The organism is Falsigemmobacter faecalis, assembly GCF_003863335.1.
Classification (GTDB): Bacteria; Pseudomonadota; Alphaproteobacteria; order Rhodobacterales; family Rhodobacteraceae; genus Wagnerdoeblera; species Wagnerdoeblera faecalis.
Genome location: NZ_RRAZ01000014.1, coordinates 1 through 22,532, shown reverse-complemented (window position 1 = coordinate 22,532; position 22,532 = coordinate 1). Strand labels below are relative to the sequence as shown.

Annotated in this window: 25 protein-coding genes; 21 read left to right on the top strand and 4 right to left on the bottom strand. The window is 63.1% G+C overall.

What is annotated here, in order from left to right:
• Positions 1–66: 66 nt before the first annotated feature.
• From EG244_RS10840 to EG244_RS10830, 3 genes are read left to right on the top strand one after another with little or no spacing between them, the layout of a single operon-like run.
• Positions 67–1,026, top strand: a complete 960-nt coding sequence (locus EG244_RS10840; protein ID WP_124965012.1) for an L-malyl-CoA/beta-methylmalyl-CoA lyase — start codon at positions 67–69, stop codon at positions 1,024–1,026.
• Positions 1,027–1,083: 57 nt separating this feature from the next.
• Positions 1,084–1,656, top strand: coding sequence for a nitroreductase family protein (locus EG244_RS10835; protein WP_124965011.1), 573 nt, complete (start codon positions 1,084–1,086; stop codon positions 1,654–1,656).
• Positions 1,653–2,354 carry an EI24 domain-containing protein gene (locus EG244_RS10830; RefSeq protein WP_124965010.1) on the top strand — a complete coding sequence of 234 codons (702 nt, stop codon included), beginning with the start codon at positions 1,653–1,655 and terminating at the stop codon, positions 2,352–2,354. The genes EG244_RS10835 and EG244_RS10830 overlap by 4 nt, the downstream gene beginning before the upstream one ends.
• Before the next feature lie 31 nt (positions 2,355–2,385).
• Here EG244_RS10830 and EG244_RS10825 read toward each other — a convergent pair whose 3' ends face one another.
• Complete coding sequence (locus tag EG244_RS10825; RefSeq protein ID WP_124965009.1) at positions 2,386–2,670, bottom strand: DUF1467 family protein; 285 nt, start codon at positions 2,668–2,670, stop codon at positions 2,386–2,388.
• Positions 2,670–3,074 (bottom strand): methylmalonyl-CoA epimerase, encoded by a 405-nt coding sequence (gene mce, locus EG244_RS10820; RefSeq protein ID WP_124965008.1) that lies wholly within the window; start codon positions 3,072–3,074, stop codon positions 2,670–2,672. The genes EG244_RS10825 and mce overlap by 1 nt, the downstream gene beginning before the upstream one ends.
• Before the next feature lie 154 nt (positions 3,075–3,228).
• Between mce and EG244_RS10815 the strand changes: the two genes are divergently transcribed.
• Positions 3,229–3,948, top strand: a complete 720-nt coding sequence (locus EG244_RS10815) for a response regulator (protein ID WP_124965007.1) — start codon at positions 3,229–3,231, stop codon at positions 3,946–3,948.
• Here EG244_RS10815 and EG244_RS10810 read toward each other — a convergent pair.
• On the bottom strand, positions 3,941–4,588 hold the full coding sequence (locus tag EG244_RS10810; RefSeq protein WP_233588984.1) for a M48 family metallopeptidase: 648 nt from the start codon (positions 4,586–4,588) through the stop codon (positions 3,941–3,943). The two genes, EG244_RS10815 and EG244_RS10810, sit on opposite strands and share 8 nt — an antisense overlap.
• A gap of 251 nt (positions 4,589–4,839) precedes the next feature.
• Here EG244_RS10810 and EG244_RS10805 point away from each other — a divergent pair, with 251 nt between their 5' ends.
• The 4 genes from EG244_RS10805 (at position 4,840) to EG244_RS10790 (ending at position 7,629) form a co-directional block, all read left to right on the top strand.
• Complete coding sequence (locus EG244_RS10805; RefSeq protein WP_233588983.1) at positions 4,840–5,541, top strand: GNAT family N-acetyltransferase; 702 nt, start codon at positions 4,840–4,842, stop codon at positions 5,539–5,541.
• Complete coding sequence (locus EG244_RS10800; protein WP_124965006.1) at positions 5,538–6,170, top strand: DNA-3-methyladenine glycosylase family protein; 633 nt, start codon at positions 5,538–5,540, stop codon at positions 6,168–6,170. Before EG244_RS10805 ends, EG244_RS10800 begins: the two co-directional genes overlap by 4 nt.
• Positions 6,167–6,826, top strand: coding sequence for an alpha/beta hydrolase (locus tag EG244_RS10795; RefSeq protein WP_124965005.1), 660 nt, complete (start codon positions 6,167–6,169; stop codon positions 6,824–6,826). The genes EG244_RS10800 and EG244_RS10795 overlap by 4 nt, the downstream gene beginning before the upstream one ends.
• 239 nt (positions 6,827–7,065) lie before the next feature.
• Complete coding sequence (locus EG244_RS10790; protein WP_124965004.1) at positions 7,066–7,629, top strand: HNH endonuclease; 564 nt, start codon at positions 7,066–7,068, stop codon at positions 7,627–7,629.
• Positions 7,630–7,788: 159 nt separating this feature from the next.
• Here the strand turns inward: EG244_RS10790 and EG244_RS10785 are convergent, their stop codons facing one another.
• Positions 7,789–8,571, bottom strand: coding sequence for an IclR family transcriptional regulator (locus tag EG244_RS10785; protein ID WP_124965003.1), 783 nt, complete (start codon positions 8,569–8,571; stop codon positions 7,789–7,791).
• A gap of 276 nt (positions 8,572–8,847) precedes the next feature.
• Between EG244_RS10785 and EG244_RS10780 the strand changes: the two genes are divergently transcribed.
• From EG244_RS10780 to fusA, 13 genes are all read left to right on the top strand, one after another.
• Positions 8,848–9,429, top strand: coding sequence for a TRAP transporter small permease (locus EG244_RS10780; RefSeq protein WP_124965002.1), 582 nt, complete (start codon positions 8,848–8,850; stop codon positions 9,427–9,429).
• On the top strand, positions 9,429–10,721 hold the full coding sequence (locus tag EG244_RS10775; protein WP_124965001.1) for a TRAP transporter large permease: 1,293 nt from the start codon (positions 9,429–9,431) through the stop codon (positions 10,719–10,721). Before EG244_RS10780 ends, EG244_RS10775 begins: the two co-directional genes overlap by 1 nt.
• 26 nt (positions 10,722–10,747) lie before the next feature.
• Positions 10,748–11,758, top strand: coding sequence for a TRAP transporter substrate-binding protein (locus EG244_RS10770; protein WP_124965000.1), 1,011 nt, complete (start codon positions 10,748–10,750; stop codon positions 11,756–11,758).
• Positions 11,759–11,812: 54 nt separating this feature from the next.
• Entirely contained in the window at positions 11,813–12,292 is a 480-nt protein-coding gene (locus EG244_RS10765) for a MaoC family dehydratase (protein WP_124964999.1), read from the top strand.
• A 9-nt stretch (positions 12,293–12,301) separates the two neighbouring features.
• A complete protein-coding gene (locus EG244_RS10760) occupies positions 12,302–13,495 on the top strand; it encodes a CaiB/BaiF CoA transferase family protein (protein WP_124964998.1) in 1,194 nt (397 codons plus the stop codon).
• Positions 13,496–13,516: 21 nt separating this feature from the next.
• Positions 13,517–14,683: an acyl-CoA dehydrogenase family protein gene (locus tag EG244_RS10755; RefSeq protein WP_124964997.1), complete on the top strand. Its 1,167-nt coding sequence runs from the start codon at positions 13,517–13,519 to the stop codon at positions 14,681–14,683.
• Positions 14,684–14,705: 22 nt separating this feature from the next.
• Positions 14,706–15,854, top strand: coding sequence for a CaiB/BaiF CoA transferase family protein (locus EG244_RS10750; RefSeq protein ID WP_124964996.1), 1,149 nt, complete (start codon positions 14,706–14,708; stop codon positions 15,852–15,854).
• Positions 15,855–15,867: 13 nt separating this feature from the next.
• A complete protein-coding gene (locus EG244_RS10745) occupies positions 15,868–16,323 on the top strand; it encodes a MaoC family dehydratase (protein WP_124964995.1) in 456 nt (151 codons plus the stop codon).
• Positions 16,323–17,186 carry an HpcH/HpaI aldolase/citrate lyase family protein gene (locus tag EG244_RS10740; RefSeq protein WP_124964994.1) on the top strand — a complete coding sequence of 288 codons (864 nt, stop codon included), beginning with the start codon at positions 16,323–16,325 and terminating at the stop codon, positions 17,184–17,186. Before EG244_RS10745 ends, EG244_RS10740 begins: the two co-directional genes overlap by 1 nt.
• Positions 17,186–18,469, top strand: coding sequence for an MFS transporter (locus EG244_RS10735; RefSeq protein ID WP_124964993.1), 1,284 nt, complete (start codon positions 17,186–17,188; stop codon positions 18,467–18,469). The genes EG244_RS10740 and EG244_RS10735 overlap by 1 nt, the downstream gene beginning before the upstream one ends.
• Before the next feature lie 938 nt (positions 18,470–19,407).
• Positions 19,408–19,779, top strand: coding sequence for a 30S ribosomal protein S12 (gene rpsL, locus EG244_RS10730; RefSeq protein WP_028030315.1), 372 nt, complete (start codon positions 19,408–19,410; stop codon positions 19,777–19,779).
• 11 nt (positions 19,780–19,790) lie between these two features.
• A complete protein-coding gene (rpsG, locus tag EG244_RS10725; RefSeq protein ID WP_124964992.1) occupies positions 19,791–20,261 on the top strand; it encodes a 30S ribosomal protein S7 in 471 nt (156 codons plus the stop codon).
• Between the two features lie 9 nt (positions 20,262–20,270).
• A complete protein-coding gene (fusA, locus tag EG244_RS10720) occupies positions 20,271–22,388 on the top strand; it encodes an elongation factor G (protein ID WP_124964991.1) in 2,118 nt (705 codons plus the stop codon).
• Positions 22,389–22,532 lie beyond the last annotated feature (144 nt).

The window sequence follows — 22,532 nt, the reverse complement described above, 5'->3', positions numbered from 1 at the left end:
TTGCCAGATCCTGCGCAACTTACTAACCATTCTGGCAGTAATTTCGGAATATCATTGCGAGGCCCCATGTCATTCCGTCTTCAGCCTGCCCCCGTCGCCCGTCCCAACCGCTGCCAGCTTTTTGGCCCCGGCTCGCGTCCGGCGCTTTTTGAGAAGATGGCAGCCTCGGCTGCGGATGTGATCAATCTCGATCTGGAGGACTCTGTCGCGCCCTCTGACAAAGATGCCGCGCGCGCCAATATCATCCGGGCGACCCATGAGATCGACTGGGGCAATAGAACGCTTTCGGTGCGGATTAACGGGCTGGATACGCCTTTCTGGTATCGCGATGTCGTCGATCTGCTGGAACAGGCCTCGGACCGGCTGGATATGATCATGATCCCGAAGGTGGGCTGCGCGGCGGATGTCTATGCTGTGGATGCTCTGGTCACGGCCATTGAGGCGGCGAAGGGGCGCAAAAAACGCATTGCTTTTGAGGTGATTATCGAATCGGCAGCCGGGATTGCCCATGTGGAAGAGATCGCGGCCTCCTCGCCGCGGCTGGAGGCGATGAGCCTTGGGGCGGCGGATTTCGCGGCTTCGATGGGGATGCAGACCACGGGGATCGGTGGCACCCAGGAGAATTATTACATGCTGCGCGAAGGGGCGAAGCATTGGTCGGATCCCTGGCACTGGGCCCAGGCGGCGATCGTTGCGGCCTGCCGGACCCATGGTGTGCTGCCGGTCGACGGGCCGTTTGGCGATTTCTCCGATGATGAAGGCTTCCGCGCCCAGGCCCGCCGCTCGGCTACGCTGGGGATGGTGGGCAAATGGGCGATCCACCCCAAACAGGTGGCACTGTCCAATGAGGTTTTCACCCCCTCCGAGGCGGCTGTCGCCGAGGCCCGTGAGATCCTGGCTGCCATGGAGGCCGCCAAGGCCGCGGGGCAGGGCGCGACCGTTTATAAGGGGCGTCTGGTGGATATTGCCTCGATCAAACAGGCCGAAGTCATCGTGCGTCAGTCGGAAATGATTGCCGGGGCCTGAGGCTGTCCTTGACCAAAGCGCCTTCAGACCCGACATCCGGGTCTGAAGGAGACCATTATGACCTCAAACGCCGTTCTTGATTTTCTGCTCACCCGCCGCTCGCGTCCGGCAAAGCTTCTTGCAGGGCCGGTCCCGGACCGTGCCGCGCTGGAGGTGCTGCTGACGGCGGCGGCGCGGGTGCCCGATCATGGCAAGCTGACGCCCTGGCGCTTCATCGTGCTGGAGCGGGCGGCGCTGGCACGGCTGGCGGATGAGGCCGGGGCCTATGCGGAAAAAACCGGTCTGGCGGCGGAAAAAGCTGAGAAGGGGATCGGGCAGTTTGCCCGCAGCCCGCTGTGTGTGGCGGTGGTTGCAAGTCCCGTTTCCCACGACAAAATCCCGGAAATCGAACAGGTTCTCTCTGCCGGGGGCGTTTGCCTTTCGCTGGTGAATGCGGCTCTGGCTTCGGGCTGGGGCGCAGGCTGGCTGACCGGATGGGTGGCCCTGGACCGGGGTTTTGCCGCTTCGGCTTTCGGGCTGGCGGAGGGCGAGTTTGTCGCCGGTCTCATCCATATCGGCAGCTACGCGGGGCAGGTTCCGGACCGTCCGCGCCCGGATGTGGCCAGCCTTACCACCTGGATCCATGCATGATCTTTACGGATTTCCTGCGCGCGCTTGCACAACTGCCCGAGCGGCGGTTTCGCCGGGTGCTGCTTTTGGGGATCGGGCTCACTCTGGCGCTTCTGGCGGCGATTTCGGTGTTGTTTCTGGCCGGGGTGCAGGTGCTGGTGCCGGATGAGCTGGATCTGCCGCTGATCGGCACGGTGGAGGGGATCACCGCGCTGGCCTCTTGGGGGGCGGTGGGGGGGATGTTTGTCCTCTCCATCTTCCTGATGGTGCCGGTGGCCTCGGTTTTTACCGGCTTTTTCCTCGAACAGGTGGCCAGTGCTGTTGAGGCCAGACATTATTCGCATCTGCCCCCGGCCCCGGGCCTTGGGTTTTACGAATCGATCAAAGATGCGGTGAATTTTCTCTGCATTCTGATGGTGGTGAACGGGCTGGCGCTGGTCATCGGGCTGTTCTTTCCGCCCTCGCTGCCGTTCATTTTCTGGATCGTGAACGGCTGGCTGCTGGGGCGCGAATATTTCACCATGGCTGCGGGGCGGCGCATCGGGCTGCCGGCCGCGCGGGCTTTGCGCAAAAAGCACGGCGGGCAGATTTTTGCGGCCGGGGTGCTGATGGCGATACCGCTCTCGGTGCCCTTTGTCAGCCTGGTCATTCCGGTGCTGGGCGCGGCCACCTTCACGCATCTTTATCACCGCGTGAGGGACACCGGGCCGCAGCGTTAAGGCGAAAAAGGGGCCCCTGTGGGGCCCTTTTTTAATCCTCGGCGCTGACCGGGGGCATGCGGCCCATGACGTCGAAATCCCGGATGCTGATCGCACCTGACAGAACCGTCAGGCAAATCGCCGCCCAGGCGATGGTGGCCGCAACCGTCGTCACGATCAGCTTTTTACGCCCGACCGGCCCTGCCGGAGCGCCCGCAGGCGTGCCCGGCACGATCGATCCGGCCTCTGCCTGGGTCTGCAGCCGCAGCGGCAGCACGATCAGCAGGACCAGAAACCAGCAGACGGCGAAGACAACGATGATGGCGGAAATCGACATCAGATCTGCTCCAGTTCCACGAGGCAGCCGTTAAAGTCTTTCGGATGCAGGAACAGCACCGGCTTGCCATGTGCGCCGATCTTCGGCTCCCCCGATCCCAGCACCCGCGCGCCCGAGGCTTTCAGCCGGTCGCGGGCTGCCAGAATATCTTCAACTTCATAGCAGATGTGATGGATGCCACCGGCGGGGTTTTTCTCAAGAAATCCCGCGATGGGGGAGTTTTCACCCAGCGGATACAGCAGCTCAATCTTGGTGTTGGGCAGTTCAATAAAGACCACCGTAACGCCATGGTCCGGCTCATCCTGGGGGGGGCGGACCACCGCGCCCAGGGTATCACGATACTGCGCCGAGGCAGCCTCAAGATCCGGCACCGCAATGGCTACGTGGTTCAGGCGACCGATCATAGGAACTCCTCCGATAGCTATGTTCTGCCTAGTCCGGGGCTTTATGGGGGGATGGGGCAGGCCTGGCAAGCAGCGATCGCGGCGGCTGCGGGGTTAATCCTCCGGCAACCTGTTTGTCGCCTGATAGAGTGGCACAGGAGAGGGAGCCCCGGTAATGCCCGCCACTGATTCTCTGACAAAGCCCGACCAGCTGCCGCGCCCTGCCGCGGGGCAACCGCTCTGGGGGGTAACGATTCTGCTGGTCGAAGACAGTCGTTTTGCAGCGGATGGCCTGCGGCTGATGGCCCTGCGCGGCGGGGCGCGACTGCGCCGGACAGAGACGCTTGCCCAGGCGCGGCGGCATCTGAGCCTTTATCTGCCGGATGTGGTTCTGGTCGATCCCGGACTGCCCGATGGCCCGGGGGAAGAGCTGATTTCCGAACTGGCCTCTGCCCCGCGGCCTCCGGTCGTGCTGGCGATCAGCGGCGATCCCGAGCGGGAGCCTGCCTGTCGGGCCGCTGGTGCGGCGGGCTTTGTTGCCAAGCCGCTCGCGGGCTGCGCCGAGTTCTTTGCGCTGATCCGAAGTCATCTGCCGCAGCCGCGCGCCGCCGGTCATCCGCTGCCTGTCCCGGGTCTGCCCGCGGCGGACGATCTGGCTTTGCGCGAAGATCTGATCTTTGCCCGCAGCCGGCTTTCAGCCAGTCAGAGCCAGGCTGACCGGACCTATCTCTCGGGCTTTCTGGAAGGTCTCGCCCGGGCCACCGCAGATCCTGTGCTCGCGGAAGCCGCAGGGGCGCTGGTGGCCAGCGATCCGGGGCAGACCTTCGATCTGTCGCGGCTGATCAGCCAGCGGATCGCCGATCTGCCGCAGCCCTTTCTGCGCAGTGCTATCTGAGGCGCCCCTGCCGGATCGCGGACATGGTGGCCGCCACCGTCTGCATCCGTGCCGCATTGGGCGGGTGGGAGCCGAGGAAGCGGTTGCCAGGATCGGGCAGGCGGGTGAAGAACCCGGCTCCCCGCTCAGGGTCAAAGCCCGCGCGCCAGGCAATCAGCGTGCCGATGGCATCGGCTTCCAGCTCAAAGTCTTTTGAATAGCTGCGCGCGCCGACGGCCGCCCCAAGCTGCGCCGCCTGCTCAAGTGCACCGACACCGGCGCCGCTCATAACAGCCAGCGTGCCCGCCAGCATGGCCCCCGCTGCGGCTGAGCGTTGCTGACGCGGAATATGGCCTGCCAGGTGGTGGCCCGCCTCATGGCCAAGCACAAAGGCCAGTTCATCCGGCGAACGCGCCTCTGCAATCAGCGCCGCGGTAAAGCCAATCACCGGACGCCCGGTTTCGGGGTCAAGGCGGTGGAACGCATTGGGTGGTTTAGAGAGATCGGGATCGACGAAAATGCGAAAATCGCAGTTCAGATCGGGCCGTTTCTCGCGGCAGGTCGCCTCGGCCACGGGTTCGACCGTGGCCAGGACATAGACAAAGCTCTGTGCCGGCGAAGTCAGATCAGCGGTGGTGCCCAGCAGCGGATCGGGCTGCATCACCCCAGCCCCTCCCGTCGGAGGCATCGGCATGGCGCAGGCAGAAAGCATTACAAAAGCGGCCAGCAGGGCCGGAGAGAGACGACGCACGACAGGACCTGCAGGTTAACAAAGCCTGCGCAAACTAGCCGCTCTGCATGGGGCGCGAAAGTGCCCGGCCCGGGACTTCGCGCGGATGTGAGCGGGGGAGAGAGCGGGGTTGCGCTGCCCGCTGATCTGCCGCAGCCTGCGCCGCAACAGGGGAGGTGCTCGTGTCCGAAGATCCGTCATCCGCCGAAGTCATTGTCCGCGCGGTGCCACCGCCGCCGGTCGCTTTGGGCAACGCGCTTTGCGTGCTAAAGCCGCTGACCTGCGCGCATCTCCCTGCCCTCTGGCAGGCCTTTCGCGGCCATGACGCACTTTGGGACTATATGTTCACCGGCCCGTTTCCCGACGAGGCGGCGTTCAGGACCTGGGCCGAAAGCCGTTGCGGGCTGGCCGATCCGCTGTTTTATGCGATCCGCGCCCCGGAGGGGGACTGGTCAGGGCTGGCCAGCTTTATGCGCATTGATGTCGCGAACGGCGTGATCGAGGTCGGATCACTGACCTTCTCGCCCGCGCTGCAGGGGACTTCTGCGGCCACCGGCGCGATGTTTGCCATGATGGAGCAGGCCTTTCGGCTGGGATATCGGCGCTATGAGTGGAAGTGCCACAGCGATAATCTGCCGTCGCGCCGCGCCGCTGAACGGCTGGGCTTCAGCTATGAGGGCATCTTTCGGCACCATATGGTGGTGAAAGGCCGCAACCGCGACACGGTCTGGTATGCGATCACCGATGAGGATTGGCCTGCGCTGAAAGAAGCTTATGAGCTTTGGTGCCGCCCGGAGACCTTTGACGACGAAGGCCGGCAAAAGCACCGTCTCTCAGATCTGACCGCGCCACTTCTGAAATCCCGTGATCCGGGCCTGAGATGAACGCGGGTCGCATCATTGACACGCCGGACTGTGTGGCCGAAGGCGCTGCCTGGCTGGCCGCGCGGGAGCCGCGTTTCGCCTATGCTCTTGAATTAACGGGTCCTTTGCCGCTGCGCCGTCGTGAAGGGGGCTTTGCGGCCCTGCTGGGCGCGATCACCTCACAGCAGGTCAGCGTGGCTTCGGCCCGGGCGATCTGGGGGCGGCTGGAGGCTGCGGGGATGATCTCACCCGAAGCGGTCGCAGCCATGGCTGAAGAGGATCTCCGCGCGCTGGGGTTGTCGCGGCAGAAGGCGCGCTATGCCCTCGCCCTCGCGGGGGCGGGCATCGATTTTGACGCCCTGCCGTATCTGAGTGATGAAGAGATCGTGGCGCAGCTGGTCGCGGTGCCCGGCATCGGGCGCTGGACGGCGGAGATTTACGCGATGTTTTCGCTCGGCCGCGCCGATGTTTTTGCCCCGGCCGATCTGGCGCTGCAGGAGGCTGCACGGCTCTTGTTCGGCCTTGAGGCGCGTCCCACGGAAAAGGCGCTGCGGGTGATGGCGCAGGCCTGGTCGCCCTGGCGCGCCGTTGCGGCACGGCTGCTCTGGGCCTATTACCATGTTGAGAAGAAACGGGAAGGAATCCGATGACGCGTCCGCTGAACTTTAAATCAAAGCCTGCGCAGTCTGGCAAAACGAAATCCGTGGTGATTTTCGTGCACGGCTACGGCGCGGATGGCGCGGATCTGATCGGCCTTTCGGAGCCTCTGGCCCAGCATCTGCCGGATACCGCCTTCTATTCGCCCGATGCGCCGACGCGGGTGCCGGGCGCGCCCTTTGGCTATCAGTGGTTCCCGATCCCCTGGCTTGACGGCTCGTCGGAAGAGGAGGCCGCTAAGGGGATGGAAGCGGCCGTTGCCGATCTGAATGCCTTTATCGATATCGTGCTGGCGCGCGAAGAGATCGGGATTGACCGCCTGGCGCTCTTTGGCTTTTCGCAGGGCAGCATGATGAGCCTGCATGTCGCGCCGCGCCGCGAAAAAGAAATGGCCGGCGTGGTGGCCTTCTCGGGTCGTTTGCTGCGCGCTGAAAAGCTGGGCGCGGAATCTCAGGTCCGTCCGCCGGTGCTGCTGGTGCATGGCGATGCCGATCAGGTCGTGCCCTTTGACGATATGCGCAAAGCCGCCGAGGCGCTGATGGAGGCCGGGTTTGAGACCTATGGCCATGTCATGAAAGGCACCGGCCACGGCATTGCGCCCGATGGTCTGGGCGTGGCGCTGAACTTTTTGAAAGACCGTCTCGACTGATCCGGCTGTCACGGGCCTGTCACGAAAATCTGTCATCGAGAGCAGGCCCGCACCACAGGTGCGGGCTTGTTTCGAATCAAACGCGAGATATAGTGGCGGCAGGGGCATTTGCCCTGCCAGAGGTGAAGGAGGCACGGGTCATGCTGAGCACTTCCCCGCAACCGGGCCGGAAAGGGCCGCCGGGCTGCGCCTTTGGTGTTGTCTGCCGTCACCATCCCTTCGGGCAGAGGTGACAGGCGATGCAGGGGCTTTCCGGACTTCGGACACTGGTTCTGAACATGGATATGCAGCCCCTGTCCTGGGCGCCGCTGTCGGTCTGGTCCTGGGAAGATGCCTTTGTTGCGGTCCATCAGGAGCGGGTGATCCAGGTCCGCAGCTATGAGGGCGTGCGGATCCATTCGGCCAGCCGGGAGTATGAGGTTCCCGCCGTGGTGGCGCTCAAAAGCTACCGCAGGCGGCGTCATGTGGCCTTCACGCGCTATCATCTGTTTTTGCGCGATGGATTTACCTGTCAGTACTGCGGCAACCCTTTCGCTGCCAAAGATCTGACCTTCGATCACGTGATCCCCCGCAGCCGGGGCGGGCAGACCAGCTGGACCAATATCGTGGCCTGCTGCGGGCGGGACAATCTTCGCAAAGGCGCGCGGACGCTCTCGCAGGCGGGGATGCGGCTGCTGCGCCAGCCCTTTGAACCAACGGTCTTTCAGCTCGATGCCGCCGCGCGGGCTCTGCCCCGGGCGAAGGGGGAGCTGCACCAGACCTGGATGGATTTCCTCTATTGGGGTGCTGAGCTGCAGCATTGAGGGTCAGGCTGTAAGCCGGCGCCGAAGTCTGACGCATGACGTCATTGCGCAATCAATCGGGCTGCGCCTGACGCGCGGAAGATATCGCCTGCCTGAAGAGCAAGGGGCACAATTGTCAGCCGATGCTGCCGATCTGTGGTGGGTCTCCGGGCAGGGGTCTCAGCTGCGCTGCGGGGGTGTTGTCAGGCCCCGGATCTCGGTGGTCAGGTAATCGCGGCCGAAATGCAGGGCCACGGCGTCGTGCATCTCGCGGGCGATCGCGCTCATTTCTCCGGTGATGCGGTTCAGGGGGCCTGCGACCGTGACGGAATAAATTCGTCCCGCGATGAGCACCGGAAGCGCCACGCCGCCCAGATCGACGCTGTAGTTTGACGCGCTGCGAAACCAGCCGCGCATCAGGCCCGCGTTCATCTGACTTTCCACCGCCTCAAGGCTCATCGGGGTGCCCGCGCCGTAGCGTTCAAAGCTGACGCGGCGCAGAAAGGCATCCCGCTGGCTCGCGCTCCACTGGCTCAGGATCGCATGACCTGAGGCGGTGGCATGAAGCGGCACCCGCTGGCCCACTTCTGCCGCATAGCGCACCCGCTGTGCGGAGGGGATCACCTCCAGAAACACCACTTTCTGCCCTGAGGCCGAGCCAAGGCAGATGGTCTCTCCGGTGCGCGAGGCCAGATCGCGGGCAAGGCGCAGAAGCTGCTCGGGCAGGGGTTCGGCGGCGGTGATGGCCTGGGCCATGGTCAGCCAGCGCGGCGTGGGATAGAAGCGGCCCTTCGCCTCCGGCTCATAAAGATAGCCGCGCGAACTGAGGGTGGTCAGCAGATTAAAGGCAGAGGACCGGGGCCAGTCAAAAGCGGCACTGACCTCAGCCAGCGAGGCGGGTTTGCCGCGTTCGGCGAAGAATTCCAGCAGGTCCAGCATGTTGAGGACTTGTTTGACCGCCATAAACTGCCCCTCCGCGAAACGCTCAGACCCTTGTGCCTGCTTGCGAATGATTTGTCCATATATATGAATAAATCACTGCGCCCTGCGGGGAGTGGAGGCCTGAAAGGCCGGAAACTGCTTTTTTATCCCAGGCTGAATTGAAGGATTGACAGCAGAGGTCCCGCTGCCATTTATTCACTGTCAGGAATAAAATGTCCGCATATCTGAACTAAGTGCTTTCAGGGAGGCTCCGGTTCCGGGGTTGGAGGTGCCGTTCGCCCCGGGGAGGGGGATGGAATGCAGCATGACGTTCGACCGCCGGACAACAGCCCGGTGCTGCGCCTTATGACGCGATTTGAAACCGCGCTTGTGGCCGTTTCGGCCGCCGCGCTGGCCGCCATTATGTTGATTGTGGTGGCCGATGTGGCGGGGCGCTACTTCTTTGATGCGCCCTTCAGCTGGTCATATAATGTCATCGGGCTCTGGCTGATGACGGCGGTCTTCTTTCTGGCGCTGCCCGATACGCTGAACCACCACGGCCATATCGCGGTGGATGTGTTTCAGCACATGCTGCCAAAGCCGGTGATGCATCTGGGGCTGGCGCTGGGCTATGGCGCCTCGATCTGGGTGGTGGCGCTGATCTGCAAAGGCGGCTGGGCGCGCTTTGTGAAAGCCTGGGTCAATGATGAGCATATTCAGGCGCTTGTTCCGATTTCAACCTGGGTTCCCTATGCGCTTCTGGTGATCGGCACGGCCGCGCTGGTGCTGCGCTGTGTGGTCCGGGTCATCGGCCATCTGGCCTCTCTCGTGACCGGGCGGGATCTGGCGCATCTGCCGCCGCCGCCGGTGACCGGCTCTGTGCAGGAGGATGTCATCTGATGCTGGTCTCACTGGTTCTCGGGCTGCTGGCCGTTTTGCTGATTGTGGGCCTGCCGGTGGCGCTGGCCATGGCGGTCTCGGGCGCGATCGGGCTTTATCTTTACGGTGGCATGGGGGTGCTGATGGGCATCCTGTCGACCACCTCGCTTTCCAGCGCCAATTCCTATGAGCTGATCACCATTCCGATGTTCATTCTGATGGCGGAATTCGTCATCATCTCGGGCATTGCGACCGATCTTTTCCGCTCGGCCACGGTCTGGGTGGGGCGGCTGCGCGGCGGGGTGGCTATGGCCACGGCGCTGGCGGGGGCGGGGTTTGGCGCGATCTGCGGTTCAAGCACGGCTTCGGCGGCCACCCTGGCCTCAACCTCACTGCCCGAGATGATGCGCCAGGGCTATGAGCCCAAGCTTGCGGGCGGTGTGGTGGCGATCTCCGGCACGCTGGCCATGCTGATCCCGCCTTCTGTGGCGCTGATCCTTTACGGCATTCTGGCCGATGTTTCGATCTCGCGGCTGATGATTGCCGGGGTGATCCCGGGCATCATCGTGACCATTGCGATCATCCTGACGGTGGCCATTCTGGTCTGGCTCTGGCCGCATTCCGCGCCGCTGGGCCAGGCCTATACGCTGCGCGAAAAGCTGCGCTCGATGAAGCGTATCTGGCCGATGATGGTGCTGTTTCTGGCGGTCACCGGGACGATTTATTCCGGGATTGCCACGCCCACGGAAGCGGCAGGACTGGCGGCCTTTGTCGCCATGCTGCTGGCTCTCCGGGAGCGTAAACTCACCTGGGCGAGCCTCTGGCATGCGCTGCGCAGCTCGGCTCAGACCACCTGTATGATCCTTTTCATCATCCTTGGTGCGCATATCTTTGGCTATTTCTTCACCCTGACGCGGGTGACCAATGATCTGGCCACCTGGGTCGGCGCGCTGCCCTATCCGCCGCTGGCGATCATGACGCTGATCCTGATCGGCTATATCATCCTTGGCTTCTTCATGGATCAGATCGCCATCCTGATCCTGACCGTGCCGGTCACGCTGCCGGTGGTGATGCAGCTGGGCTATGACCCGATCTGGTTCGGGGTGATCGTGGTGGTCACGGCGGAACTGGGAATGGTGACGCCGCCTCTGGGCATGAATGTCTTTGTCGTGGCCCGCTATACCCGCCGACCGATGGGAGAGCTGTTCCGGGGCGTGCTGCCGCATGTCTGGGCGCATCTCGTGGTGATCGCGCTGATGACCCTGTTTCCGCAGCTGGTGCTGTGGCTGCCTTCGACCATGTCTGCCCATTAATCACTGTCTTCAGGGAGGAGACCGGAATGCGCATGATCTCGACTGCGGGCCTGATGGCCGCTTTGCTTGCCACCGCCATACCCGCCAGTGCCGCCGAGACGCTGCGCGTGGGCGACAGCTTCCCGGTGGGGCATTACATCGCTGAAAACCTTGCCAAAGTCTGGATGGACCGGGTGACCGAGAAATCCGGCGGCGAGGTGAAGTTTGAATATTTCCCCGCCGAGCAGATGGGCAAGGCCAAGGATCTGCTGGCGCTGACGCAAAGCTCGGCGCTGGATGTGGGCTATGTCGGGGCCTCTTATGTCTCGGATAAACTGCCGCTGTCGTCGGTGGGCGAGCTGCCTGAGGCTTTCACCACCTCCTGCCAGGGCACAAAAGCCTTCTGGAAGATCGCGCAGCCCGGCGGCGCGCTCGATCAGGTGGAATTTGCGCCCAATGGCGTGCGGGTGCTGATGGTTATGGTGCTGCCGGCCTATCAGATCTTCACCAAAGATCGCGAGATCACCGGCGCAGACAGCTTTAAGGGGCTGAAGGTCCGCACCACCGGCGGTGCCAAAGAGATCGCAACCAAGCTTCTCGAAGCCATCCCGGTGCAGATCCCGGCCCCGGAATCGCGTGAGGCGCTGTCGCGTGGCACGCTCGATGCGCTTTTGTTCCCCAATGGCTCGATCCTGCCCTATGAGATGCAGCCCTTCCTGAAATATGCCACCACGGGGCTGAACTTCGGCTCCTTTGTGGTGACCTATACGATCAGCCAGCAGAAGTGGGACAGCCTCTCGCCGGAGGTGCAGAAGGTGCTGGCTGAGACCGGCGAAGAGACCACCTTCTCGGCCTGCGAAGTGGCGGACAAACTGGATGTCTCGGACCGCGAAAAGATCGCCGCAGCGGGCGTGCAATATGTCGAGCTGCCCGAGGCCGATGCGAAAAAGATCGGCGATCTGATGGCCACTGTGGGCGATCAATGGGCGGGCGATCTGGAAACCCGTGGTCGTCCGGCCAAAGCCATCCTGCAGGCCTTCCGCGACGCGATTGAGTGACACGCCCGACCGGCGGCTTCGGTCGCCGGTCTTCCCGACCCTGCGGAGAGAGCCATGCAACTTGTGGGACAGGGCCGCTTCTGGACCGAACTGCCCGTCGGAACTGCCTTTCGCACCTTCGGGCGCACGATCACCGAGACCGATATCGTGAATTTCGTCTCAGTTGCGGGGATGCTGGAATCGCTGTTTCTCGATGCGGAATACCGCGCGGCGCATTCGGCCATTCAGGGCCGCCCGGCCCCTGCGGCGCTGGTCTATGCGCTCTCTGAGGGGCTGGTGCTCAATGCCACGGGGCAGGGGACGGGTCTCGCCTTCCTTGGCATGGAGATGGAGGTCAAAGCCCCTGTGGTGCAGGGCGACACCATCCATGTTGAGGCGGTGGTCACCGAATGCAGGCCCGCCTCCAAAGCGGGGCGCGGCCTCGTTCGCACGAAAAATTCCGTTGTTAATCAGCGTGGTGAGGTGGTGATGATCTATACCCCCCTGCGCCTGATGGCCGGGCCTGAGGCCGGGTCTGTCACCGAGATGGTGTAAGGAGCCGCCATGGGTCCGCTTGAGGGGATCAAAGTCATTGACCTGACATCGGTGGTCATGGGCCCCTATGCCACGCAGTTCCTGGCCGAATTCGGCGCTGATGTCATCAAAGTCGAAGCGCCTGCGGGCGATCTGGTCCGCGCCATTGGCCCGGCCCGTCATCCCGGCATGGGGCCGATGTATCTGAACTCAAACCGCGGCAAACGCTCGATCACGCTGGATCTGAAGACGCCTGAGGGGCGCGAGCTGATCCTTGATCTGTGTCGGGATGCCGATGTTCTGGCCTATAACGTGCGTCCTGCCGCCATGGCGCGGCTGGGGCTTTCCTTTGAGGTGCTGGCCGGGGTGAACCCGCGGCTGATCTATGCCGGGCTTTACGGCTATGGCCAGAGCGGCCCCTATGCCGCGCGGCCCGCCTATGATGATCTGATCCAGGGCGGGGCGACGATCCCCCATCTCTTCCGCCTCTCCGGAGGGGGAGAGCCGCGCTATGTCCCCTCTGCGGTGGGCGACCGGGTGGTGGGGCTGGCGGGTCTGGCCGGGATCCTGGCGGCTCTGGTCGCGCGGGGCCGCACCGGGCGTGGGCAGCGCGTTGATATCCCGATGTTTGAGACCATGGTGCAATTCGTGCTCTCGGATCATCTGGGCGGTTTGACCTATGATCCGCCGCTCGATGGTGGCGGCTATGCCCGCCAGCTTGCCGCAAACCGCCGCCCGCTGAAGACCGCCGACGGCTATATCTGCGCGCTGGTCTATACCGATGAGCACTGGCGGCGCTTTCTCACCGCGCTCGGCGAGGAGGGGAAACTTTCTGACCCGCGCTTTGCGGGCTATGCGGGCCGCTCGGTCAATATCGATCATGTCTATGGCTGGATGATGGAGGTCTTTTTGACCCGCAGTTCCGCCGACTGGCAGGCGCTTTTTGAGAAGATCGATGTGCCGGTCATGCAGATGCATGATTTTGAAAGCATTCTCAGCGACCCGCATCTGACGGCGGTGGATTTCTTCGCCCGGGTTGAGCATCCGACCGAGGGGGTGATCCGGGTGATGCGCAATCCGGTCTCGCTCTCTGACACGCCCCCTGATCTGCCGCGCCCCGCGCCCCGTCAGGGCGAGCACAGCCGCGAGGTGCTGCGCGAGGCGGGGCTCTCTGAGGCGCGGATCGAGGATCTTTTTGCAAAACAGGTGGTGCGCGGGCTTTAGGCTGCGACCGGGGAGGATGAGATGGATTTTGCGCTGAGCAGCGAGCAGGAAGCGATCCGCGAGGCCATCGCGAAGATCTGCGAGGGCTTTGACGATGCCTATTGGCTGAAGCGCGACCGCGAGGGTGGCTTTCCGCAGGATTTCTACGACGCGCTGGCCAGGGACGGCTGGCTTGGGATCTGCACCTCAGAGGCGCAGGGCGGCGCGGGCCTGGGCATCACCGAAGCCGCGATCATGATGCGCACCATTGCGGAAAGCGGTGCGGGGATGTCGGGGGCCTCGGCCGTGCATATCAATATCTTCGGGCTGAAACCCGTCGATGTTTACGGCACCGAGGCGCAGAAAGAGCGCATGATCCGCCCCATGGCGGCAGGCCGTGAGAAGGCCTGTTTCGCGGTGACGGAGCCAAACACCGGGCTGAACACCACGCAGCTGAAGCTTTTTGCAAAGCGCGAGGGGGATATCTACCGCGTCACCGGGCAGAAGGTCTGGATTTCGACCGCTCAGGTTGCGGACCGCATTCTTCTGCTCGCCCGCACCACGCCGCTCGATCAGGTGAAAAAGCCGACCCATGGGCTGAGCCTGTTCTACACCCGCTTTGACCGCGCGCACATCAAGGCGCGTGAGATTGAGAAGATGGGCCGCAAATGCGTGGATTCAAACGAGCTTTTCTTTGAGGATCTGCAGATCCCGGCCGAAGATCTGATCGGCGAAGAGGGGCGCGGCTTTGAATATATCCTGCAGGGCATGAACCCCGAGCGCATTCTGATCGCCGCCGAGGCCGTGGGTCTGGGCATGGCGGCTTTGCGCAAGGCCACGCAATACGCCAAAGAGCGCGTGGTCTTTAACCGCCCCATTGGCCAGAACCAGGGCATTCAGCACCCGCTCGCGCAGAACTGGTGTGAGCTGGAGGCCGCCTGGATGATGGTGATGAAGGCCGCCTGGGCCTATGACCAGGGCAGGCCCTGCGGCGCTGAGGCCAATGCCGCCAAATATCTGGCCGGAGAGGCCGGGTTTAACGCCTGCCAGCAGGCGGTGATGACCCATGGCGGCTTTGGCTATGCCAAAGAATACCATGTTGAGCGTTATCTGCGCGAAGTCATGGTGCCGCGCATCGCCCCGGTCAGCCCGCAGCTTGCTCTTTCTTTCATTGCAGAGCGCGTGCTGGGTCTGGCGAAATCTTACTGAGCGCGCGGGGGGGATAGGGGTCATGACAGCGGGTCCGCTGAAGGGCTTCAAGGCCATTGAGATGGCCGGGATCGGGCCGGGACCCTTTGCCGCCATGATGCTGGCCGATCTGGGGGCCGATGTGATCCGGATCGACCGGCTGACCCCGGGAGATGCCGGGATCGCGCGGCCTGAGGGCCTTGATTTCACTTTGCGGGGGCGGGCCTCTGTGGCGCTTGATCTGAAGGATCCCGAGGCGGTGGCCCTGGTCCTTGATCTGATCGCCGGGGCCGATGCGCTGATCGAAGGATTTCGCCCCGGCGTCATGGAGCGGCTGGGCCTGGGGCCGGAACCCTGCCTCAGCCGCAATCCGCGCCTGAGTTACGGGCGGCTGACCGGCTGGGGGCAGGCGGGGCCTTTGGCGCAGACGGCGGGTCATGATCTGACCTATCTGGCGCAGAGCGGGGTGCTTTCGATGCTGGGACGCAGCGGCGCGGCCCCGCTGGCACCGCTTAATCTGCTTGGGGATTACGCGGGCGGCGGTATGCTGATGGTGGCGGGTCTGCTGGCATCGGTGCTGCAGGTCCGTGCGGGCGGAGAGGGACAGGTGGTGGATGCGGCCATGCTTGACGGGGTCAGCCTGATGATGGTGCCGCTCTGCGGTATGATCGCTGCCGGGCTGCATGATCCGCAGGCGCGGGGCGGCAATCTGCTCGACAGCGGTGCGCCGCACTATGACAGCTATATCTGTGCCTGCGGCGGCTATCTCGCCATCGCGCCGCTGGAGGCCCGCTTTCGGCGGGACCTTCTGGCAGGCCTTGGCTTTGATCCCGCAAGCTTTCCCGATCTCAGCCGCAAAGAGAGCTGGCCGCAGGCCCGGGCGGCGCTGGCGGGCCGCATCGCCAGCGAAAGCCGCGCGCATTGGGAGCGGGTCTTTGAGGGCTCTGACGCCTGCGCCACCCCGGTCCTGAGCCTTGCTGAGGCGCAAAGCCATCCGGCGAACCGCGCGCGCGACCTTTGGGTGGAGGTTGCGGGCCATTTGCAGCCCGCCCCCGCCCCGCGATTTTCCAAAACCCCCGCCGCGGCCCCCGCGCCGCCGCCGCCGCGCGGCTCGGGGGCCGCGGCGCTGGGATCCTGGGGCATTGACCCCGACCGCATCCGCGCCCTGCGCGCCCGACAGATCATGCTTTGAGGAGAGTTGAGAGATGGCCGGACTTTATTACGAGGAATTTGAGGTGGGCCGGGTTTTTGAGCATCCGCTCAGCCGCACGGTCACCGAGCATGACAATATCTCATTCTCGCTGATGACGCTGAACCCGCAGCCTTTGCATATCGACAATCACTTCTCGGCCGGGACCGAATGGGGCAAGCCGCTGTTCAACAGCCTTTATACCCTGGCGATTATGATCGGCATGACCGTGGCCGATACCACGATGGGCACCACCATCGGCAATCTGGGCATGACGGAGGTGAAGTTCCCGAAACCCGTCTTCGCCGGAGACACCCTGCGCGCGCGCACCACGATCATCGGCAAGCGCGAAAGCGCTTCGCGCCCCAATGCGGGGATTGTTGAATTTGAGCATATCTGTCTGAACCAGACGGGCGAGGTTGTGGCCTCCTGCCGGCGCATGGGGCTGATGCGGAAGAAGGATCTGGCCTGATGCGTTCGATCCTCTTTGTGCCGGGCGACTCGGCGCGGAAGTTTGAGAAGGCCTGTGGCACAGCCGCAGATGCGCTGGTGCTGGATCTGGAAGACTCGGTGTCTCTCGCCAATAAGCGCATCGCGCGCGACGAGACGGCGGGGTTTTTGCAGCAAAGCCCGCGCGGAAAATATCTGATGGTGCGGGTCAATGCCTTTGACACCGGCACCACGCTGGCGGATCTGGCCGCCGTGATGCCGCATCGCCCCGATGGCATTTTGCTGCCGAAATGCCGGGGCGGCGCGGATGTGGCAGAGCTTGCGCATTACCTTTCCGCCTTTGAGGCGGCTTTCGGGCTGACCCCTGGCAGCACAGAGATCTATGTGGTCGCCACTGAGACCGCCGAGGCCATGCAGGGGCTGTCCACCTATGCGCCCGCGCATCCGCGGCTCAGGGGTATGCTCTGGGGGGCGGAGGATCTGGCGGCCTCGCTCGGGGCGCTGTCGAACCGGGACGGGGCGGAGTATTCCGGTCCCTTCGTGCTGGCGCGCAATATGTGCCTGATGGCGGCGGCGGCGGCGGGGGTGACGGCGATTGATACCGTCTGCACCGCGATCGGTGATCTGGATTATGTGGCCGATGAGGCGCGCGCCGCCCGCCGGGATGGTTTCGGCGCGAAGATGGTGATCCACCCGAGCCATATCGATCCGGTCAATGCGGCCTTCACCCCTTCGGAGGTCGAGGTTTCCTGGGCGAAAGAGGTGCTGCGCCACTTTGCCGAGAACCCGGAATCCGGCGTGGTGCAGATCGGGGGCAGGATGATCGACAAGCCCCACGCCCGCGCGGCGGAAAAGATCCTTGCCGCCGCAGGGCGGAGCATCTGATGACCGCCGCCCCCCGCCCCTCAGCCATGCTGCGGCCGGGGGGGATCGCGCTTCTGGTGGTGGTGATTGCCTTCCTGTGCAATTTCATCGTCCGGGGCGTGGTCGATACCTTTATGGTCTTCATGGCCCCGCTGGAGGCGGCGTTTCACTGGGATCATACCGCGCTGACCGGGGTCTATTCGGCCTATCTGATCACGCTGGGGTTGATGTCGCCGCTGACCGGGCAGATCCTCGACAGCTGGGGGCCGCGGATTTCCTATCTTGCCGGGGCAGGCTGTCTGGCGCTGGCCCTGCTGACGGCGGGGCGGACAGAGGCTTTGTGGCAGCTCTATCTGGGGCCGGGGGTGCTTTGTGGCATGGCCTCTTCGCTGATGGGGATGGTGCCGGCCTCGGCGCTTCTGGGGCGGTGGTTTGACCGGCAGCTGAGCCTGATGGTGGCGATTGCCTATGCGGGCTTTGGCTCGGGTATGCTGGCCCTGGTGCCGCTGGCGCAGGTGGGGGTCGACACGCTTGGCTGGCGCGGGACTTACGGCGTGATGTTCTGGGCGGCCCTCGCGCTTTTGCCGGTGCTGGCGCTGCTGCCCTGGAGGCAGATTGCCGGAGGGGCCGCGGGCAATCCCCGCGCCGAGGCCGCACAGCGCAGTGCAGGCAGGGCAGCTTTGCGGGGGCCGGAGTGGACGGTGCGCAGCGCCCTGCGCACGCCCGAGCTTTGGCTGCTGATCCAGGCGTTCTTCTTCACGGCCGTTGCGGCCTATCTGATGAGCGTGCAGATCATCGCCTTCCTGCTGTCGCGCGGCATGCCCGCGATGGAGGCGGCGCTGGCCTTTGGCGTGGCGGGAATGCTGTCGATTCTCGGGGTGATCGCATCGGGCTGGGGCAGCCAGCGCTTTGGTGTGAAAGCGGCGACGCTGGTGTCATTTCTCGGCACGCTGAGCGGGATCCTGGCGCTCTGGCTTTACGCGCGGTGGCAGCATCCGGCGCTGGTCTGGGTTTTTGTGCTGACCTTCGGTGCCAGTCAGGGCGCGCGTGGTCCGGTCATCTCGGCCGTCAATGCGCGGATCTTCGCGCGGGGTCGGGTGAGCTCAATCTATGGGCTGATCTTTCTGATGATGTCGCTGGGCGCGGCGCTTGGCGCCTGGGGGTCGGGCCAGCTTTACGCCCTGACCGGCGATTATGAGGCGGCCTGTCCGGCGGCGGCCCTGGCCGTTTTACTTGCGGCGGCGCCTTTTGTGCTGACTACGCGACTGACCCGCGCCCGGGAACTGCCTCCGCCTGCGGGGTAAACGCCCGGTTTGCGCTATAGTATGGCAGGAATATGGCGCAAAACGCCGGAGTGGTGATAAGATTCTACCCCCGCAATCGCCGCAATAATCCATATTGTGAATAGATATGTGGATAAAATGGGGATCAAATCAGGGATCTGCCCCGTCGCTGCGCGGGAAGGGTGCGATGCGACTTCGGCAAAAGCCCTGTAAATATTGGACAGTGATTCAATATCTTAGGGCAGCCGCCTGCCGCTGCCCCCTGCCAGAGCCGGCCTGACAAAATGACGAAACCCATCGGTCAATTGCCGGGACCCTGACAGTTCGGAGCGGGGCAGAGTGGTAAGGCGCGCCTGCGAAATCAATATCCTGGGGGGCTTGGTGGTATAACCCATAGATCTTGCCTTTGCAGGCAGCGCCCTTCCGCAGCCCCCTGCGGCCCGAAGCCCTGAGCAGCGGCGGGTGGTCTGGCGTGCGGGGCCATCGGTCCGGGGCCTCTCTTGACGCTCTGTCAGTGCTGTGCTGGATTGCGGACCCTGCCTCAGGGGCGGAGATTCGCGCCCGTCCGGCCGGTTTCAGGGCCGGGATGAACCCAGAGTTGCAGGGGAGTGCGGCTTCCCGCCGACCCCAGGAAATATTGGGAAAAATAAGCGATTTCAGCCTCATTTCAGAGGGCTGAAATGCCCGTGCCGCTGTTGACATTGCCAGCGACTCTCCGTATATCACGCCCATCTGCATCAGAAGCCATCGGCCTGTGGTGGGGATATGAAATCGAAGTGGTCAAGATCCGAACTTCTGGTTCCGATCCTCTGAGATTCCACCGCGTCGAATCCTTCTTGGGGATTCGCATGCGGTTTTGGTGTTTTGTGGACGCGCAAGACACATGTTTACGGACTGCCCCCGGACACCCTCGCGGACGCGTGGAGGCCGAACGGGTTGCAAGAGAAGGCGAGCATATTATGCCGACGATCCAACAGCTGATCCGCAAACCGCGGCAGCCCAAGGTGACGCGCTCGAAGTCGCAGCACCTCCAGCAGTGCCCGCAGAAGCGCGGCGTTTGCACCCGCGTTTACACCACCACCCCGAAGAAGCCGAACTCGGCTATGCGTAAAGTCGCCAAAGTGCGTCTGACGAATGGCTTCGAGGTCATCAGCTATATTCCCGGCGAAAAGCACAACCTTCAGGAACACTCCGTGGTTCTGATCCGTGGCGGCCGGGTAAAAGACCTTCCGGGCGTTCGTTACCACATCCTGCGCGGCGTGCTCGACACGCAGGGCGTCAAAGATCGTCGTCAGCGCCGGTCGAAATACGGCGCGAAGCGTCCGAAGTGAGGAACTGAGATATGTCACGTCGTCACGCTGCTGAGAAGCGCCAGGTCCTGCCGGACGCCAAATTTGGCGATACCGTTCTGACCAAATTCATGAACAATCTGATGATCGACGGCAAAAAGTCGATCGCAGAAACCATCGTCTACAACGCTCTCGACCGCGTCGAGAAGCGCCTCAAGCGGGCTCCGATCGAATGCTTCCACGAAGCACTCGACAACGTGAAGCCTTCTGTTGAAGTGCGCTCGCGTCGCGTTGGTGGTGCAACCTACCAGGTTCCGGTCGAAGTTCGTCCGACCCGTCGCGAAGCTCTGGCAATCCGCTGGCTGATCATCGCTGCGCGCAAGCGTAACGAGAACACCATGGAAGAGCGTCTTGCTGCTGAACTGTCGGACGCGGTCAACAACCGCGGCACCGCTGTGAAGAAGCGTGAAGACACCCACAAGATGGCCGACGCTAACAAAGCGTTCAGCCACTACCGCTGGTAAGAGGGTCGGATGGCACGCGATTATCCGCTTAATCTTTACCGCAACTTCGGGATCATGGCGCACATCGACGCGGGTAAAACCACGACGACTGAGCGCATCCTGTTCTACACCGGCAAAAACCACAAAATGGGCGAGACGCATGATGGCGCCTCGACCATGGACTGGATGGAGCAGGAGCAGGAACGCGGGATCACCATCACCTCGGCTGCGACCACCACCTTCTGGGAAAAAACCTACGACGGTGCCGCACCGACCTCGCCGAAGCACCGCTTCAACATCATCGACACCCCCGGCCACGTTGACTTCACCATTGAAGTTGAGCGTTCGCTGGCTGTGCTCGACGGTGCTGTCTGCCTGCTCGACGGCAACGCTGGTGTGGAACCGCAGACCGAGACCGTATGGCGTCAGGCTGACCGCTATGGCGTTCCGCGCATCGTGTTCGTCAACAAGATGGACAAGATCGGCGCAGACTTCCAAAAATGCCTCGACATGATCAAAGACCGCACCGGCGCCACCCCGGCTCCCGTTGCGTTCCCGATCGGTGCTGAGGACAAGCTGGAAGGCATCGTCGACCTGGTCACCATGGAAGAGTGGGTCTGGATCGGCGACGACGTCGGCGCATCCTGGGAACACCGTCCGATCCGTGACGAGCTGAAAGAAGAGGCTGAAACCCGTCGTGCCACTCTGATCGACCTCGCAGTCGAGCAGGATGATGCGGCTATGGAAGCTTACCTGGAAGGTACTGAGCCCGACGTGGATACCCTCCGCGCGCTCATCCGTAAGGGTACGCTCGCCATGGCATTCGTGCCGGTTCTTGGTGGTTCGGCGTTCAAAAACAAAGGCGTGCAGGCTCTGCTCAACGCCGTTGTTGACTTCCTGCCGTCGCCGCTCGACGTGAAACCCTATATGGGCTTCGCACCGGGCGATGAGACCGAGACCCGTAACATCGAGCGTTCGGCTTCGGATGATCAGCCCTTCTCGGGTCTGGCATTCAAAATCATGAACGACCCCTTCGTGGGCTCGCTGACCTTCACGCGCATCTACTCGGGCGTGCTGAAGAAAGGCGACACGCTGCTCAATGCCACCAAAGGCAAAAAAGAGCGCGTTGGTCGTATGATGATGATGCATGCCATCAACCGTGAAGAGATCGAAGAAGCCTTCGCAGGCGACATCATCGCGCTGGCGGGTCTGAAAGACACCACCACCGGTGACACCCTCTGCGATCCGGCGAAGCCTGTGGTTCTCGAAACCATGACCTTCCCGGAGCCGGTGATCGAGATCGCTGTTGAGCCGAAAACCAAAGCTGACCAGGAAAAGATGGGCCTCGCGCTCGCTCGTCTGGCTGCTGAGGACCCGTCCTTCCGCGTCGAGACCAACTTCGAGTCCGGTCAGACCATCATGAAGGGCATGGGCGAGCTTCACCTCGACATCCTCGTCGACCGTATGCGTCGCGAGTTCAAAGTTGAGGCGAACATCGGCGCTCCGCAGGTGGCTTATCGCGAAACCATCTCGACCGCGGCTGAGATCGACTACACGCATAAAAAACAGACCGGTGGTACCGGCCAGTTTGCACGCGTGAAGCTGGTCATCACCCCGACCGAGCCGGGCGAAGGCTATTCCTTCGAGTCGAAAGTCGTTGGTGGTACGGTTCCGAAGGAATACATCCCCGGCGTCGAAAAAGGCATCAAGTCCGTTATGGACTCGGGCCCGCTGGCAGGCTTCCCGGTTATCGACTTCAAAGTCGCTCTGATCGACGGTGCTTTCCACGATGTTGACTCGTCGGTTCTGGCCTTCGAAATCGCGTCGCGTGCGGCAATGCGTGAGGGTCTGCGTAAAGCAGGCGCGAAACTGCTTGAGCCGATCATGAAAGTCGAAGTTGTCACCCCGGAAGAATACACCGGCGGCATCATCGGCGACCTGACCTCGCGTCGGGGCATGGTTCAGGGTCAGGACAGCCGCGGCAACGCAAACGTCATCGACGCTATGGTCCCGCTGGCGAACATGTTCGGCTACATCAACAACCTGCGCTCGATGTCTTCGGGTCGTGCAGTGTTCTCGATGCAGTTCGACCACTACGACGCTGTGCCTGAGAACCTCTCGCAAGAGATTCAGAAGAAATACGCATAAGGGCGGTGCGTGCTTCGGCACGCACCCCTACCCCCCCCGGGCAGGGCGTGATCCCACGCACCGCCACCGAATTAAGGAGAGGCCTCCATGGCTAAGTCTAAGTTTGAACGGAACAAACCGCACGTCAACATCGGCACCATCGGC

Excerpts from the sequence above, each read along its gene's own strand:
- EG244_RS10840 (WP_124965012.1), top strand. The coding sequence starts at position 67 with ATGTCATTCCGTCTTCAGCCTGCCCCCGTCGCCCGTCCCAACCGCTGC.
- EG244_RS10835 (WP_124965011.1), top strand. The coding sequence starts at position 1,084 with ATGACCTCAAACGCCGTTCTTGATTTTCTGCTCACCCGCCGCTCGCGT.
- EG244_RS10830 (WP_124965010.1), top strand. The coding sequence starts at position 1,653 with ATGATCTTTACGGATTTCCTGCGCGCGCTTGCACAACTGCCCGAGCGG.
- EG244_RS10825 (WP_124965009.1), bottom strand. The coding sequence starts at position 2,670 with ATGTCGATTTCCGCCATCATCGTTGTCTTCGCCGTCTGCTGGTTTCTG.
- mce (WP_124965008.1), bottom strand. The coding sequence starts at position 3,074 with ATGATCGGTCGCCTGAACCACGTAGCCATTGCGGTGCCGGATCTTGAG.
- EG244_RS10815 (WP_124965007.1), top strand. The coding sequence starts at position 3,229 with ATGCCCGCCACTGATTCTCTGACAAAGCCCGACCAGCTGCCGCGCCCT.
- EG244_RS10810 (WP_233588984.1), bottom strand. The coding sequence starts at position 4,588 with ATGCAGCCCGATCCGCTGCTGGGCACCACCGCTGATCTGACTTCGCCG.
- EG244_RS10800 (WP_124965006.1), top strand. The coding sequence starts at position 5,538 with ATGAACGCGGGTCGCATCATTGACACGCCGGACTGTGTGGCCGAAGGC.
- EG244_RS10795 (WP_124965005.1), top strand. The coding sequence starts at position 6,167 with ATGACGCGTCCGCTGAACTTTAAATCAAAGCCTGCGCAGTCTGGCAAA.
- EG244_RS10790 (WP_124965004.1), top strand. The coding sequence starts at position 7,066 with ATGCAGGGGCTTTCCGGACTTCGGACACTGGTTCTGAACATGGATATG.
- EG244_RS10785 (WP_124965003.1), bottom strand. The coding sequence starts at position 8,571 with ATGGCGGTCAAACAAGTCCTCAACATGCTGGACCTGCTGGAATTCTTC.
- EG244_RS10780 (WP_124965002.1), top strand. The coding sequence starts at position 8,848 with ATGCAGCATGACGTTCGACCGCCGGACAACAGCCCGGTGCTGCGCCTT.
- EG244_RS10775 (WP_124965001.1), top strand. The coding sequence starts at position 9,429 with ATGCTGGTCTCACTGGTTCTCGGGCTGCTGGCCGTTTTGCTGATTGTG.
- EG244_RS10770 (WP_124965000.1), top strand. The coding sequence starts at position 10,748 with ATGCGCATGATCTCGACTGCGGGCCTGATGGCCGCTTTGCTTGCCACC.
- EG244_RS10765 (WP_124964999.1), top strand. The coding sequence starts at position 11,813 with ATGCAACTTGTGGGACAGGGCCGCTTCTGGACCGAACTGCCCGTCGGA.
- EG244_RS10760 (WP_124964998.1), top strand. The coding sequence starts at position 12,302 with ATGGGTCCGCTTGAGGGGATCAAAGTCATTGACCTGACATCGGTGGTC.
- EG244_RS10755 (WP_124964997.1), top strand. The coding sequence starts at position 13,517 with ATGGATTTTGCGCTGAGCAGCGAGCAGGAAGCGATCCGCGAGGCCATC.
- EG244_RS10750 (WP_124964996.1), top strand. The coding sequence starts at position 14,706 with ATGACAGCGGGTCCGCTGAAGGGCTTCAAGGCCATTGAGATGGCCGGG.
- EG244_RS10745 (WP_124964995.1), top strand. The coding sequence starts at position 15,868 with ATGGCCGGACTTTATTACGAGGAATTTGAGGTGGGCCGGGTTTTTGAG.
- EG244_RS10740 (WP_124964994.1), top strand. The coding sequence starts at position 16,323 with ATGCGTTCGATCCTCTTTGTGCCGGGCGACTCGGCGCGGAAGTTTGAG.
- EG244_RS10735 (WP_124964993.1), top strand. The coding sequence starts at position 17,186 with ATGACCGCCGCCCCCCGCCCCTCAGCCATGCTGCGGCCGGGGGGGATC.
- rpsL (WP_028030315.1), top strand. The coding sequence starts at position 19,408 with ATGCCGACGATCCAACAGCTGATCCGCAAACCGCGGCAGCCCAAGGTG.
- rpsG (WP_124964992.1), top strand. The coding sequence starts at position 19,791 with ATGTCACGTCGTCACGCTGCTGAGAAGCGCCAGGTCCTGCCGGACGCC.
- fusA (WP_124964991.1), top strand. The coding sequence starts at position 20,271 with ATGGCACGCGATTATCCGCTTAATCTTTACCGCAACTTCGGGATCATG.